The 13,452-nt window shown below is 35.2% G+C and carries 15 protein-coding genes; 14 read left to right on the forward strand and 1 reads right to left on the reverse strand.

The genetic code is table 11. From position 1 onward, the window contains the following. Positions 1-70 precede the first annotated feature (70 nt). Positions 71-1,285, reverse strand: a complete 1,215-nt coding sequence (locus ADJ83_RS10835) for a nucleotidyltransferase (protein ID WP_031534266.1) — start codon at positions 1,283-1,285, stop codon at positions 71-73. A 475-nt stretch (positions 1,286-1,760) separates the two neighbouring features. Between ADJ83_RS10835 and ADJ83_RS10840 the strand changes: the two genes are divergently transcribed. The 14 genes from ADJ83_RS10840 (at position 1,761) to ADJ83_RS24855 (ending at position 13,344) form a co-directional block, all read left to right on the forward strand. Beyond that, positions 1,761-2,273 (forward strand): YceD family protein, encoded by a 513-nt coding sequence (locus ADJ83_RS10840; RefSeq protein WP_031534268.1) that lies wholly within the window; start codon positions 1,761-1,763, stop codon positions 2,271-2,273. 93 nt (positions 2,274-2,366) lie between these two features. Further along, positions 2,367-2,540, forward strand: coding sequence for a 50S ribosomal protein L32 (rpmF, locus tag ADJ83_RS10845; protein WP_016200993.1), 174 nt, complete (start codon positions 2,367-2,369; stop codon positions 2,538-2,540). Between the two features lie 173 nt (positions 2,541-2,713). Next, positions 2,714-3,163 carry a DUF523 domain-containing protein gene (locus ADJ83_RS10850; RefSeq protein WP_031534271.1) on the forward strand — a complete coding sequence of 150 codons (450 nt, stop codon included), beginning with the start codon at positions 2,714-2,716 and terminating at the stop codon, positions 3,161-3,163. A 150-nt stretch (positions 3,164-3,313) separates the two neighbouring features. Beyond that, complete coding sequence (locus ADJ83_RS10855; protein ID WP_031534273.1) at positions 3,314-3,880, forward strand: RsfA family transcriptional regulator; 567 nt, start codon at positions 3,314-3,316, stop codon at positions 3,878-3,880. 341 nt (positions 3,881-4,221) lie between these two features. Continuing rightward, on the forward strand, positions 4,222-5,139 hold the full coding sequence (locus tag ADJ83_RS10860; protein WP_031534274.1) for a 2-dehydropantoate 2-reductase: 918 nt from the start codon (positions 4,222-4,224) through the stop codon (positions 5,137-5,139). After that, complete coding sequence (locus ADJ83_RS10865) at positions 5,132-5,527, forward strand: DUF3397 domain-containing protein (protein ID WP_031534276.1); 396 nt, start codon at positions 5,132-5,134, stop codon at positions 5,525-5,527. Before ADJ83_RS10860 ends, ADJ83_RS10865 begins: the two co-directional genes overlap by 8 nt. Before the next feature lie 337 nt (positions 5,528-5,864). Beyond that, positions 5,865-7,499: a bacillithiol biosynthesis cysteine-adding enzyme BshC gene (bshC, locus tag ADJ83_RS10870; protein WP_031534278.1), complete on the forward strand. Its 1,635-nt coding sequence runs from the start codon at positions 5,865-5,867 to the stop codon at positions 7,497-7,499. A 326-nt stretch (positions 7,500-7,825) separates the two neighbouring features. Beyond that, positions 7,826-8,125 carry a TIGR04104 family putative zinc finger protein gene (locus tag ADJ83_RS10875; protein ID WP_031534281.1) on the forward strand — a complete coding sequence of 100 codons (300 nt, stop codon included), beginning with the start codon at positions 7,826-7,828 and terminating at the stop codon, positions 8,123-8,125. Between the two features lie 249 nt (positions 8,126-8,374). Beyond that, positions 8,375-8,806 (forward strand): division/cell wall cluster transcriptional repressor MraZ, encoded by a 432-nt coding sequence (gene mraZ / locus ADJ83_RS10880; protein WP_031534283.1) that lies wholly within the window; start codon positions 8,375-8,377, stop codon positions 8,804-8,806. A gap of 63 nt (positions 8,807-8,869) precedes the next feature. Next, complete coding sequence (gene rsmH / locus ADJ83_RS10885; RefSeq protein ID WP_031534285.1) at positions 8,870-9,802, forward strand: 16S rRNA (cytosine(1402)-N(4))-methyltransferase RsmH; 933 nt, start codon at positions 8,870-8,872, stop codon at positions 9,800-9,802. A 24-nt stretch (positions 9,803-9,826) separates the two neighbouring features. After that, complete coding sequence (ftsL, locus tag ADJ83_RS10890) at positions 9,827-10,186, forward strand: cell division protein FtsL (RefSeq protein WP_031534287.1); 360 nt, start codon at positions 9,827-9,829, stop codon at positions 10,184-10,186. 3 nt (positions 10,187-10,189) lie between these two features. Beyond that, complete coding sequence (locus ADJ83_RS10895; protein WP_031534290.1) at positions 10,190-12,313, forward strand: penicillin-binding protein; 2,124 nt, start codon at positions 10,190-10,192, stop codon at positions 12,311-12,313. 126 nt (positions 12,314-12,439) lie between these two features. Next, positions 12,440-12,838, forward strand: a complete 399-nt coding sequence (locus ADJ83_RS24850) for a nuclease-related domain-containing protein (protein ID WP_048717762.1) — start codon at positions 12,440-12,442, stop codon at positions 12,836-12,838. A gap of 182 nt (positions 12,839-13,020) precedes the next feature. Further along, on the forward strand, positions 13,021-13,344 hold the full coding sequence (locus ADJ83_RS24855) for a hypothetical protein (RefSeq protein ID WP_048717764.1): 324 nt from the start codon (positions 13,021-13,023) through the stop codon (positions 13,342-13,344). The last annotated feature ends 108 nt before the right edge of the window (positions 13,345-13,452 follow it).

Below are 13,452 nucleotides of genomic sequence, written 5' to 3' on the forward strand. Positions count from 1 at the left end.
CGCGCGCATTGGCAAAAGCACCCGGTTTTTTTTTCGGAAAATACAAATCCCTAATTGAAGCAACAGGAGGTTACTTTATAATGGGATGCTGTAAGTATTCCATATTTAGTAACTGCTCTTGAGCTGTTGCTTGTGCGCCTAGAGCGTAAATTTGGGAGGCGCGAATGTCCAGTGCGATTTTATCTTTATCAAAAGAAGAAAGTTTACTAATAATGTCCAGTGCGAACTGCTTCTTCTTTTCTTTTAAATAGTACCGACCATTTGCAGTTGTACCTAGTAAACGAATATAGGAAGGCTGTGAATGGACAGCCATTTCTTCTTTTTTTGTATTTGTTAAAATATGTACACAGATTCTTTGCAGTCTTGTCCAAGTATATCTCTTTGTTTTTAGTAAGCGGATATACGCTTGAAAAGATGAAGCTTCTTTCACATATTTAAGGAACCGATATTCTAACCCTTCCTCCATTTCGTAAATAGTGGCCAGCTCTTTGGCGGTTGTTTGCAATAGCCGGAATTTTAAGTAACTCCAGTAATTCTCCCAAGTGTGGTAAGATAAATAGGTTTCTTTATACTTTCGAAGTAGATTAAGACTTGCAAGCGGGAGGTAGGGCTCAATTGTTTTTAAGGAACCTTCTTCCTTTAATAGTGCTTGCCTGATACTTGTTGCACTTGCTATCGAGTCAGATGTAAATATTTTATCATGGTAGTCTGCATTCATTCGGGCAACTGTGCAAACCTCCATAGGATAATGATTAGTATGTACGGCTTTGTAGTATTCATAGCCCAATATATTATTAGGCAAACTAAGATTTAGTCCCCTATCGTTTTCCCTACATGTTAATTCTTGCATTGCTAATGATTTGGCTTTTGGATAGCTCGACCCATTTTTTAAAAATTTTTTCACGAGTAAATCTTCTTCGTCCTGTTTTCTTTGTAACTGGATGAAAGTATGAGAGAACTCGTTTATATCCCCAGACTCACTTCCAAAGCATAAATAATCACATTCTAATCCTTGGAGAATATCTACAGCACCTTTAGCAAACACAGCTGCATGCTGTGTAGCAAAAGAGTAGGGAAGCTCGACTATGAGATCAACTCCATTTTCCAGTGCCATTTTCGCACGGCACCATTTTGATACAAGGGCAGGCTCCCCTCGCTGTAAAAATGGACCACTCATTACAGCAACTACGATATCTGCATCTGTTTGTTCCTTTGCCTTTTGGATATGATACAAATGTCCATTATGAAATGGATTATATTCTACAACAATACCAACAGCTTTCATTACACTCTCCCTAATTATTATTCATTTAAAACATTAGCTCCAATGTTTTTACTAGTAAAAGTTTATCCTAAAAATATTGGTTGTAAAAGAGAAACATGAGGGAATAACAACCATTTTATTATTTTTTATGGGAGAAGGGTGTTTATAAACTACTAACATTCATTTGTTTTTTGGGAGAAGAAAAGGGTAGGATTACTAATACAATCTCATTTAGGTACTTTTAGGTGGAAACGAAATTTTGTTAGTTTGAAAAAGGGGTTCCATTTTGGTGCATAAATAAAAAGTAAATATAGAAGAAAAAGAATCTTTCTATTGAACTGTTGGTTGCAATTCTGTTGAATATGGGTAGAATAAAAAAGAAATCGAATAATAAGGGATTAACTCACTTATTGCTTATTATTTACTGTAAAGAAAAAATATTGACAAATAATTATATGAAAGCTATAATTACCTTTGTTGCCTTGGGGTGATATATATGAAATGGACGTTAAGCCAGTTACAAAAATTTCGAAGTAAGGGATTGCCAATTGATGAAACAATAAATATGGATGAGATCAAAGAAACAGATCCAACCATAAGAAGAGTATCTCCTATTCATATAACAGGACGTACAGATATTGATTCAACGAAAGTGACTTTTCATTTAAATATAAAAGGGTCTCTCGTGCTACCTTGCTCTCGTACTTTAGTAGACGTGGATTATCCAATTAATGTTGAAACAACAGAAACCTTCCTATTAAAAGTTTCAGAATATGAAACAGACGAAGAGGAAGTTCATCAAGTAAAAGGGGATGTAATTGACTTAAAGCCAATTATTGCTGAAATACTTTTACTTGAGGTACCGATGCAAGTCTTCTGTGAAGATACTAAAGAAGAAGGTGCTCCTCAATCAGGTAATGATTGGGAAGTTATCCAAGAGCAAGATTTACAGGAAAAGAAAGTAGATCCTCGTCTTGCTGGGCTTGCTAAGTTTTTTGAAAATGAGTAATTAAACTCATACTTAATTATGCAAAAGAAAAACGTGAGATTGGAATTATCTTTTCTCATTACTTTCTTAATACTCTTTAAGGAGGTGGGACGAATGGCTGTACCTTTTAGAAGAACATCTAAAACTGCAAAGAGAAAACGTCGTACACATTTTAAATTACAAGTGCCTGGTATGGTAGAATGCCCTAACTGTGGTGAAATGAAACTTGCTCACCGTGTATGCAGCGCTTGCGGAACATACAAAGGGAAAGAAGTTGTAAGCAACTAATATCTTTTTTGTTTGATTAAAAGCACAAGAACTTAGGTTCTTGTGCTTTTTTCCATATATGGCTACTTTTATAAAAACAGATGCGTTAAAATAGAGAGAGTAGAATAAATAGAAAAAGACAATATACCTGTACAATAATAGGAGTAAATACTACTAAGATAAGGAGAGGACATATGATTGTCGTTAGTTCTTGTTTAGCAGGATTGAAAGTTCGGTATAATGGAACCGATTGTTTAGATGATACGATAGAAAAGCTTTTAACTGATAATAAGGTAAGAACGGTTTGTCCAGAGTTAATGGGTGGATTCTCTACACCAAGAGAACCTGCAGAGATAATTGGTGGGGATGGTTATGATGTTCTCGATGGTAAAGCGGTTGTACAGGATTGTACAGGAAATAATGTTACCCAAATGTATATGGATGGAGCTTATAAAACATTAGAATTTATTAAAAGTTTGAACGCAGAAATGGTAGTCTTAAAAGAAAATAGTCCTTCTTGTGGAAGTAGTTTTATTTACACAGGCTGTTTTGATGGAACAAAAAAGGACGGGGTGGGTGTTACCACAGCTATGTTAAGAAGAAATGGCATTAAAGTGATTTCAGAGAACGAATTATTTCAGTGATCCGCTATCTTTAAAGTGTGTAGATTTTATAAAGGTTTATCTATTCCTAAAAAGCATTCTGTCAATTTTCTTTTTTCAATGAGGAATAATCAGTCTATCTTTTCTAGTAGATGCATATGTATGAATAAAAAACACTAGGAGGGTTTACTGATGACAACAACAAGACAAGATGCTTGGTCAAAGGATGAAGATATTCTGCTAGCAGAAATCGTTCTTCGTCATATTAGAGAAGGCGGTACACAACTTCAAGCGTTTGAAGAAGTGGGAAAGCTATTATCAAGAACAAGTGCAGCATGTGGGTTTCGGTGGAATTCATATGTACGCAAACAATATAAATCAGGTATTGAGCTTGCCAAGAAACAAAGAAAGCAATTAAAAAAGTCAACTGGAACAGAGGAATATTCTACAGACGAAGTGATCGTCAGCCCTTCCGCTTCTCCCATCCCAGTTCAAAACCAATTTGATGAGATGCTTTTGTATTTAAAAGACTTATATGATAAAGCGAGTAAGTGGGAGCAAGAAAATATAGATTCATCCACCGTAAAAGTGAAAACGAAGGAACTAGAAGAAAAACTGACTATATTGAAGAAAGAAAATGAAGAGTTACAAAGTGAATTAGACTCCATGGAAGGTGCCTATAAGGCATTAGTGGAGCTCATGGAAAAAGCAAGACAAATGGTCGTGTTTAAAGATGAAGATAAATTACCCAAAGTATAATTACTCCAAAGTTTTTAAAATTCAAATAAGCAAGAAATAAATTGGTTTTACGCAGGAGGGAGCCTATAGTTTCCGAAAGGTATTCGCTCGACTCCTGCTTTAACTATATTTTGAAATTTTCTGATTTTAGCAAAAACAGAATTAATCACATCTCACCGTTCTATTCCTCTTCTACAAATTTATTATTCTAACCATTTCTCACCTTATTCTATTCTCTATATAAAAAAATCAAAAGTTTTTTTGATAAATTTTTTCCTTTTCCTATGCTTTTCGTACTAACAAACTTTTCAGAAAATGTTAAGATAGAACTAACAATAATTGAAACGGTAAAGGAGCTTCGGATGAAAATTGGAATTATAGGAGCTGGTGCAATTGGCTTATTATGTGCATACCAGTTAAAGGAAAAGCATGATGTAACTTTATACGTTCGGTCCCCAAAGCAATATGAGTTGATTAAGAACAAAGGTATTTATTATAAAGTGAATGAGGATAAGCAGTCTCGCACGGTGGAAGTTCGTTATTTTGCAGAGTGGGATGGGGCAGAAGACCTTACAATTGTAACAGTAAAGCAATATCAATTAGCACCAATTTATGAAAAAATGGAGATGCTTGGGAGTCGCATAAAAGCAATGTGCTTTCTACAAAACGGAATGAGTCACATAGAGACGATTTTGGAATCTAATATTCCCAATTTAATGATTGGCATAGTAGAGCACGGTGCAATGAAGGATGATGAGCAAACAGTTGTTCACACGGGGATAGGAGCTATTAAACTAGCTTGTGTCAAAGGAAAGGTGGCAGAGATTTTACTCTCCCTAACAACAGAAAATAATCAAGCTTTTCCATTCATCAATGAACCCGATTATGTGACAATGATGCAAAAAAAATTAGTGGTAAATAGCGTTGTAAATAGTTTAACAAGTATATTGCAGGTCAAAAATGGCCAATTATTGCAAAATGCTTATTATTATCAAGTAATGAGTTTATTTTTAGAAGAAGTGTTGGAAATTTTATCGATAACGAAAGAAAATAGAATACTTTATCGAGATTATTGTATAGAGGTTATTCGTAATACTGCTTTGAATAAATCTTCCATGCTAAAGGATATAGAGGCTGGGAGACCAACAGAAATAGACGCTATTTTAGGATACATAGTAGAAAAAGCGAAAAGGAAAAAAATCTCTTCGCCTATTGCTGCAACTGTTTATTTAATGATTAAAGGAAAAGAACGAGGAAGAGAGGAGTGTTTAAATGCTTAATTTAACTTCACAGCTCATTAGTTTTCTCGTTGTATTTCCAATCTTTACGTTGTTTATTGTATTTGTCATAAGCAAGTCGTTGACAAAAAAACAGCGGTTTTCAGTACATCTAGCACTAGATATTAGCACCTTCTTTTTTATCCTTTCCGTGCATTTTCTTATTCGGTCTATTTGGAATACATCTCTATTATTATATATCGTGATTTTTATTTTGTTGATTGGAATGTTATTTGTTATTATTCATTGGAAATGGAAAGAGGAAATTGAGTATAAAAAAGTGTTTAAAGGAATTTGGCGTGTAACATTTCTATGCTTTTTCACCTTGTATGTTGTGTTAGTCATTTATGGCCTTGTACTTTCTATCCTAAAGGCAATGGGAACGGTTTAAAGTTATAGATAGTGTAGCATTGGAGAATCTCCAAAAACCTCTAAGCAAAGACCTTCTTGAAATGTATAGGGGGCAATTAACTAGTAGATGCTAGAAGCAAGTTGTAATTAGCAAAAATACCAGCTAGAAAAAAGTGCATAAGCAACTTTTTTTCTTTTATTTAAAAGGGATGCTATACTTTTCTATGTAACGAAATAAAAGGGATGAATAGATGTTTTTAGAGAGTAAGTAGCCTAGGGAAAACTTGTGGCAGGGCTCCCACTAATGAAAGAGTCTTTATTATAAAGGGAAAAATACATAAAAGGGAAAACTCGAATTGGAGAAAGGAAGTACATAGATGGAGATGATAAATCTCTCTTTGCCTGTGGCAAATAAGTTTGTAACAGATTATTTAGAACAAAAAAATAGCACAAAGGAATTTTTTCATTATTCTTATCTTGACAACGGTTGCTATGAGGAAAGATTGAAAGAGTTGGAAACAAGATCTTTTATGAGAAATGATCTTGCTAACTATATTGAAGTGTATATGGAAAATTTTCCTCAAAGTGAAAAAGTGAGGCAATCAATTGCTAAATTGAGACAGGAAAATAGTGTCGTTGTGATTGGTGGGCAACAGGCAGGTGTCTTAACAGGTCCGTTATATTCCATTCATAAGGTTATCAGCATTATTCTTTTAGCTCAACAGAAAGAAAAAGAATTGGGCATTCCAGTTGTACCTGTTTTCTGGGTAGCGGGAGAGGATCATGATTACTTGGAAATTAATCATATTTATACACCTGATAAGGAAAAAATGAAAAAGGTTGTATTTCCGCAAAGAGTATTGGATAAAAGAATGGCTTCCGATATAGCACTAGAAAAACAGGTCTGTATAGACTGGCTGGAAACAGTGGTGGAATCGTATGGGGAAACAGAGCATTCTAAGCCGTTATTGCAGCTTTTACAGTCAGCTGTTCACGAATCCAAGACAATTGTTGACTTTTTTAGCTATATGACAATGAGTTTATTTAAAGATTACGGCCTACTTTTGGTTGATTCTGGTGATAAAGAAATTCGTAAGCTAGAGAAAGAAATTTTTCTAAAGCAAATCAATGAATTTCACAAGTTGGCGGATGCCGTTTCAGAACAGCAAAAACTAGTGCAGGATAGCGGTTATTCTCTTGTTATTGAAATGGCGGAAAATCCAGCTAACTTGTTTTATTATGATGAGGGGGAGCAAGAAAGAATATTATTGCAATACGATAAAGCAGAAGGACGTTTTATCGGAAAAGATAAAACCGTATCTTTTACATTCGAGGAATTAAGGGAAATGGCAAGTGAATTTCCTCAGAAGCTAAGCAATAATGTCGTTACCAGGCCAATAACACAAGATCTTCTCTTTCCAACACTAGCGTTTATAGGCGGACCAGGAGAGATAGCTTATTGGGCGGAACTTAAAGGAGCGTTTGAGCATTTAGGGATCAAAATGCCACCTATCGTACCTCGTCTAAATATTACTTTATTAGAGAGAAGTGTAGAAGCTGATATCACAGAATTAGAATTATCGATGAAGGATATTCTGATAAATGGAACATCAGAAAAGTGTGAGCAATTTTTAAAGTCTGTTTCAAATGAAAAGATAGCTCAATTACTGAATGAGTTAAAAGGTGTTATTGAAACCAAATACGATTTGCTTGAACAGGAAATGACATCCGAGTATAAAGGTTTACTCCCACTTATGGAGAAAAATGAAGACTTTTTAAGGAGTCAAATCGAGTTTCTACAGAATAAAGTGAATGATTCGGTTAAATTAAAGCATGAAGTCATTGTAAATAAGTTTAGCCGCATTGAGCAAAATTTAAAACCAGAAGGTTCTCCTCAAGAGAGAGTCTGGAACATTACTTATTTCTTAAACAAGTATGGTCTTGATTTTCTTGAAGATGTCATGAAATTACCGATGGATTTTGATGGAACCCATAAAGTAATTAAATTATAATGCAGTTTTTCCTTTTATATAAAGGCTGTTTTCTAAAGGATTGTTGTTTTTTCAATAGGAAAAAGAATTAGTAGGAAACAATTAGCAGCCGGAATACACGAAGACTCCTGTGGGATTAGCGAGACAGTCTGAGACCCCGGAGGCGAAGCTGAGGAGGCTTAAGCTTCGCCACACGGAAAGCGAAGTGTATTCCGGCTGCGAGTAATCGCAACAAACTTTACGAAAACAGCCTAAATAAACAAGAGAAAATAGTATGCCAAATAGTAGAAGGATTGGTATACTATTTTTATTATGATGAAAATGAATGAAAAAGGAGTGATAATTAAATGCCAACTTGTCAAAAATGCGGCAAAGATTGGAGCTGGAAACAAACCTTTAAAAAGATGTTTACTTTAAATCCCGCTATAGACTGTCCTCAATGTGGCCAAAAACAGTATTATTCTAAAAAAGCACGGAAGAAAACTGTTGTTGTATCCTTTTTATCTCTCTTTCTTATTTTCCTCCGTTTATTTAATATTTCAGCATACCAAATAATTGGAATTTATCTTGCTTACTTTATCATCGTAATGGTTCTACTTCCTTTTCTAATGGAATTATCTAATGAAGAGGAAGCATTATGGAAGTAAATGATCCTTTTCTATAAAGCCTCCATGGATTAAGAATAATAAAATGTAGATAAATACAAAAAAGCTTGGTTAGAATTTTTTCTAGCCAAGCTTTTTATGTACTCTTAACAGTAGAAATAAGCTTTGTCGGTCTTTTCAAAATTATTAATTTTGTTGCAGGAAATAAACAAAATAGCTAGAATTAAATTTAATAGTGGAGGAAAGTGGGGGATTGTGGTACATTGAGGTTAGAAAGTGGGGGACAAGGGTATGTTTATGGGGGAATATCATCATAATGTCGATGCAAAAGGACGTATTATTGTGCCTGCTAAATTCAGAGATAACTTAGGTGAAACCTTTATCCTAACCCGTGGCCTCGATCGATGCCTTTTTGGTTACCCCCTTAGCGAATGGGAGATTATAGAAGAAAAGCTCAAGCAATTACCATTAACGAAAAAAGATGCTAGAGCATTTACCCGTTTTTTCTTTTCCGGAGCAACAGAATGCGAAATTGACAAACAAGGACGCATAAATATTGCAACGCCCCTGTTTCAATATGCACAGTTAGAGAAGGAATGTGTTATTTTAGGTGTTTCTAATCGTATTGAAATATGGGACAAACAAGAGTGGGGAAATTATTTTTCAGAATCAGAGGATTCTTTTGGAGAAATTGCAGAGAATATGATTGGATTCGATATTTAATTTTTATCATCATGTACATACTAATTATTACTTACAAGAAAATTTATAGACAGGTGTGGATTCATGTTTAATCATACAACAGTTTTACTCAATGAAGCGGTCGATGCCCTTAACATTAAGCCGGATGGAATCTATGTAGATTGTACATTAGGTGGAGCTGGGCATAGCGAGTTAATTCTTTCGAGATTATCAGGGAGTGGAAGATTAATAGCGTTCGATCAAGATGAAGTAGCTATAAAAAATGCAGAAGAGAAATTAGCTCCTTACAAGGACAGGTTAACAATTGTCAAAAGTAATTTTCGCTATTTGGAAGAAGAGATTCATCATTTAGGAATTACCCATGTTGATGGCGTTCTATATGATCTAGGTGTTTCTTCTCCTCAATTGGATACTCCTGAGCGTGGGTTCAGCTATCATCATGATGCGCCACTTGATATGCGCATGGATAATGAAGCAGATGTTACTGCATATGATGTCGTTAATTCATGGTCGTATGAATCGTTAGTTAAAATATTCTTTCGTTATGGCGAGGAGAAATTCTCTAAGCAAATTGCAAGAAAAATTGAGGCAGCAAGAGAAAGTAAGCCAATCGAAACGACAGGAGAGCTGGTTGAATTAATAAAAGAGGCAATTCCAGCACCTGCAAGAAGAAAAGGTGGACATCCTGCAAAAAGAGTATTTCAAGCAATACGGATTGCGGTTAATGATGAACTAGGTGTATTTGAATCATCGTTAGAGCAAGCAATGAAGTTATTAAATCCAGGCGGAAGAATTAGTGTTATCACTTTTCATTCCCTTGAAGACAGAATCTGTAAGTCGACATTTAAAAAAGCGAGCGACCTGCCGCCATTGCCGCCAGGACTTCCAATTATTCCAGATGAATTTAAACCAGAATTGAAATTAATTACGAGAAAGCCAATTACTCCATCAGAGGAAGAATTGGAATTTAATAACAGAGCGAGATCAGCAAAATTACGTGTTGCTGAAAAACAATAATCCATGTATGCAGGAGGTAATTAAATGAGTAATTTAGCTAGAAAAATTCAACAGGATCAGTATCAGCATCAAGAGGAAAAACAGTCGGTTAAAAAGGTCATTAAACAAACAAGATCATTATTATCTCCTGGAGAGAAAGTTTTAGGAATTGCCTTTATAGCGATTATTTGTTTTGGCGGTGTGAAAATTGTCAGCAATCAAAGTGAAATTTATCAAGTGAATAAAGAAATTCAAGTGACACAAAGCTCCATTAATTCTATTGAAAAGTCCAATAAGGAATTAGACACACAAGTAAAGGAATTAAGCAGCTTTGAGCGTTTACGCGAAGTAGCTAGTAAATTAGGACTTGATTTTAGTAAAGATAATGTAAAGGTTGTGCATTAAGCAATGATTCGAAAGCAGCCTAATATTAATTTTGGAGCAGCCATCCTATTTATTTTATTTTGTCTGCTCTTTTTTGTTTTAGTTATTCGCTTTGTTTATATTCAGGCAACAGGAGAAGTATCAGGAGTTGAGCTAGCTGCTCAAGCAGAAAAAAAACATAATACATCTCGTGTGTTAGAAGCATCAAGAGGCAGTATTTTAGACCGTAATGGCGAAGTGATTGCAGAAGATGCTGTTTCATATAAGCTAGTGGCTGTAACAGACGCCTCATTAAGTAAGAATTTAGACAAAAAGGTTCATGTGGATGATCCAGAAAAGACGGCTAGAGAGCTAGCTAAATATATTGATTTAGAAGAATCAGAGATTTATAGAATTTTAACAAAAGAGGACGCCAAGCAAGTGGAATTTGGGAATGCTGGTAAAGACCTCTCCTATGAAACCAAAAAGAAAATTGAAGATTTGAACCTCCCTGGCATACAAATCGTTGAAGGCAAAAAACGATTTTATCCGAATGGGATTTTTGCTTCCCATGTAATTGGCTATTTAGAAGAATCAGATGGCAAAGAAACCGGTAGGCTTGGCATTGAAGAAAGTCTAAACAATTTGTTAACAGGTACGGATGGCAGCATGGAGTATAGCAAAGATATTTGGGGATATATTTTACCAAACAGTAAGGACAAAATTGAGCCTGCAAAAAATGGGGATGATGTTTATTTGACCCTTGATAAGAAAATTCAATCCTTTTTAGAAGATACAATGAATAAAGTGGATGATCAATATAATCCTGCGAAAATGATTGCAATTGTAGCTAATCCGAAAACAGGAGAAATTTTAGCGATGAGTCAAAGACCATCTTTTGATCCTGAAACAAGGGATGGAATTACAGATTCTTGGCATAATGAAGCAATTGAAACCAATTATGAACCAGGTTCTACAATGAAAATATTTACTTTGGCAGCTGCTGTGGAAGAAGGAGTATTTAAACCTAATGAAGAATACAAGTCAGGTAGATATGAGGGAATTGGCGATCATAATGGTGGTGTTGGTTGGGGCCCTATTTCTTATTTGGAAGGGGTTCAACGATCTTCCAATGTAGCCTTCGCAAAACTTGCTAAAGAAAAAATAGGGTTTGATACGTTTAGGGAATATTTGACGAAATTTGGTTTAGATCAGCCGACAGGTATTGATTTACCAAGAGAAGCGAATAGTTCCATTGTTTTTAACTGGCCAATTGAAAAAATCACGACGGCTTTTGGGCAAGGAACAGCATTAACACCGATTCAACAAATTCAAGCAGCCACTGCTGTTGCTAACGATGGGAAAATGGTGAGGCCGTACGTAATCGAGCAAATCAAAGATCCAAATACAGGCGAGATTATTAAAAAAGGCAAGACAGAAGTGACGGGAACTCCTATTTCTGCTGAAACGGCAAAAGAGGTGCGTGATATTCTTGAAACGGTAATAACTAGTCCTAAGGGAACAGGATACAAAAAATTCGATATTGATGGATATTCTGTTGCTGGTAAAACTGGAACGGCACAAATTCCTAAAAGCGGTGGCGGTTATCTAACTGGCAAGGAAAATTATATTTTTTCCTTTTTAGGAATGGCTCCGAAAGATGATCCAGAATTGATTATGTATGTAGCTGTACAGCAGCCAGAACTTAAAGATACAGAAGTGGGTTCTGAGCCTGTTGCAGAAATTTTTACTTCTGTTATGAAGAGTAGTCTTCAATATATGGATATTGTTCCAACGGAAGAAAAAGTTTCTGATCCGATTGAAATTCCAAATTTAAGTGGAATGACTGCAGAAGAAGCAAAGAAAGTCCTGAAAGATAAAGGACTAAATGCTATTATTATCGGAGAAGGTAAAACAGTTGAAGGACAGCTTCCTGATAAAGGCGAAACCTATCTAAAAGGGGAAAAGGTAATCTTAAAAACAAATGGTAATGAAACAGTCCCTAATATGAAGGGCTGGTCTTTACGAGATGTTTTAAAAGTAGCAGACCTAAATAAATTAAAGCTGGAAAGCTCAGGAAGCGGGTACGTATCTTCCCAAAGCATAAAGGCAGGTTCAAAGGTAAAAGAAAATGATACGTTAACGGTTAAGTTAAAGGAACCGGAATAAGAGAGGAAGCTTCACTACATTTTTTGGGATGTGGTGGGGCTTTTTTTAGTAGAGTAGGAAAAGGTATAGTATACTAAAAAACAAGAGTTGTTTTTACACTCTAAAGAATAACAGGAGGGATAAAATTTGTACAAGCAGAGACAGAAACCGCCAGAATTAGCTATGTTAAAATCATTGAATAGCCGGATGGAATTATCAGAGGAAAGGAAGCGGAAATATACTAATCAAATAAAAGGCTGGGAAGGAGAGCGAAAATTTGATACAATACTCGGAAAATTCACGGAAGATTATGTTATATTAAATGATTTATTACTGCAATCGAACCAAACAACATTTCAAGTTGATACTATACTGATCGAAGGAGAAGCACTTCATCTCTATGAAATTAAGAACTATGAAGGAGATTTTTACTATGAAAAGGATCGATTCTATAAGCGTTATAATAAAATGGAAATGAAAAATCCTATTACTCAATTAAAACGAACAGAGTCTTCCTTAAGACAACTAATTCATCAGCTTGGCTAGTCCATTCCAATTATACCTCATGTTGTATTTGTAAACCCCGAATTCACCTTACATCAAGCTCCTTTTTATTTGCCTTGTCTTTACCCTACTCCATTAAATCGTTACATTAAATCATTAGAAAAAAATATAACAAAAGTAAATAAACAGCATATTGACTTAGCGGAAAGCTGATTGCTCTCCATATGGACGAATCACCTTACCGAAGACTTCCAAGTTATAATTTTGATGAACTTAAGAAAGGAATCCTTTGTGATAAATGTAACACATTGACCGTTTCAACAGAACGATCGATCATAAAATGTGATGCATGTGGAAATACAGAAAGCTTGGAGGAAGCGGTTTTACGAAGTATAGAAGAGTTTAAGCTGCTTTTTCCAGAAAGAAAGATAACGACAAAAGAAATGTATGAATGGTGCCTGATTTCAGGAGAGATGCGAAGAATTAAGAGAATATTAGATAAGCAATATACACTTATTGGAGTGCATCAATGGGCGTATTATGAGTGAAGGATTCTTTATAAAAGGTGTGAAAACCGTTATTCAAAGAAGATGTGAGAAGTGGTGTTCATTAGGGGGATGAGTGCCAAAAATCGATAGAAGCATAGAGAAAGTGGT

Origin of the sequence: Bacillus sp. 522_BSPC, assembly GCF_001076885.1 — a bacterium.
GTDB classification, from domain to species: domain Bacteria; phylum Bacillota; class Bacilli; order Bacillales; family Cytobacillaceae; genus Niallia; species Niallia hominis.

Excerpts from the sequence above, each read along its gene's own strand:
- ADJ83_RS10835 (WP_031534266.1), bottom strand. The coding sequence starts at position 1,285 with ATGAAAGCTGTTGGTATTGTTGTAGAATATAATCCATTTCATAATGGA.
- ADJ83_RS10840 (WP_031534268.1), top strand. The coding sequence starts at position 1,761 with ATGAAATGGACGTTAAGCCAGTTACAAAAATTTCGAAGTAAGGGATTG.
- rpmF (WP_016200993.1), top strand. The coding sequence starts at position 2,367 with ATGGCTGTACCTTTTAGAAGAACATCTAAAACTGCAAAGAGAAAACGT.
- ADJ83_RS10850 (WP_031534271.1), top strand. The coding sequence starts at position 2,714 with ATGATTGTCGTTAGTTCTTGTTTAGCAGGATTGAAAGTTCGGTATAAT.
- ADJ83_RS10855 (WP_031534273.1), top strand. The coding sequence starts at position 3,314 with ATGACAACAACAAGACAAGATGCTTGGTCAAAGGATGAAGATATTCTG.
- ADJ83_RS10860 (WP_031534274.1), top strand. The coding sequence starts at position 4,222 with ATGAAAATTGGAATTATAGGAGCTGGTGCAATTGGCTTATTATGTGCA.
- ADJ83_RS10865 (WP_031534276.1), top strand. The coding sequence starts at position 5,132 with ATGCTTAATTTAACTTCACAGCTCATTAGTTTTCTCGTTGTATTTCCA.
- bshC (WP_031534278.1), top strand. The coding sequence starts at position 5,865 with ATGGAGATGATAAATCTCTCTTTGCCTGTGGCAAATAAGTTTGTAACA.
- ADJ83_RS10875 (WP_031534281.1), top strand. The coding sequence starts at position 7,826 with ATGCCAACTTGTCAAAAATGCGGCAAAGATTGGAGCTGGAAACAAACC.
- mraZ (WP_031534283.1), top strand. The coding sequence starts at position 8,375 with ATGTTTATGGGGGAATATCATCATAATGTCGATGCAAAAGGACGTATT.
- rsmH (WP_031534285.1), top strand. The coding sequence starts at position 8,870 with ATGTTTAATCATACAACAGTTTTACTCAATGAAGCGGTCGATGCCCTT.
- ftsL (WP_031534287.1), top strand. The coding sequence starts at position 9,827 with ATGAGTAATTTAGCTAGAAAAATTCAACAGGATCAGTATCAGCATCAA.
- ADJ83_RS10895 (WP_031534290.1), top strand. The coding sequence starts at position 10,190 with ATGATTCGAAAGCAGCCTAATATTAATTTTGGAGCAGCCATCCTATTT.
- ADJ83_RS24855 (WP_048717764.1), top strand. The coding sequence starts at position 13,021 with ATGGACGAATCACCTTACCGAAGACTTCCAAGTTATAATTTTGATGAA.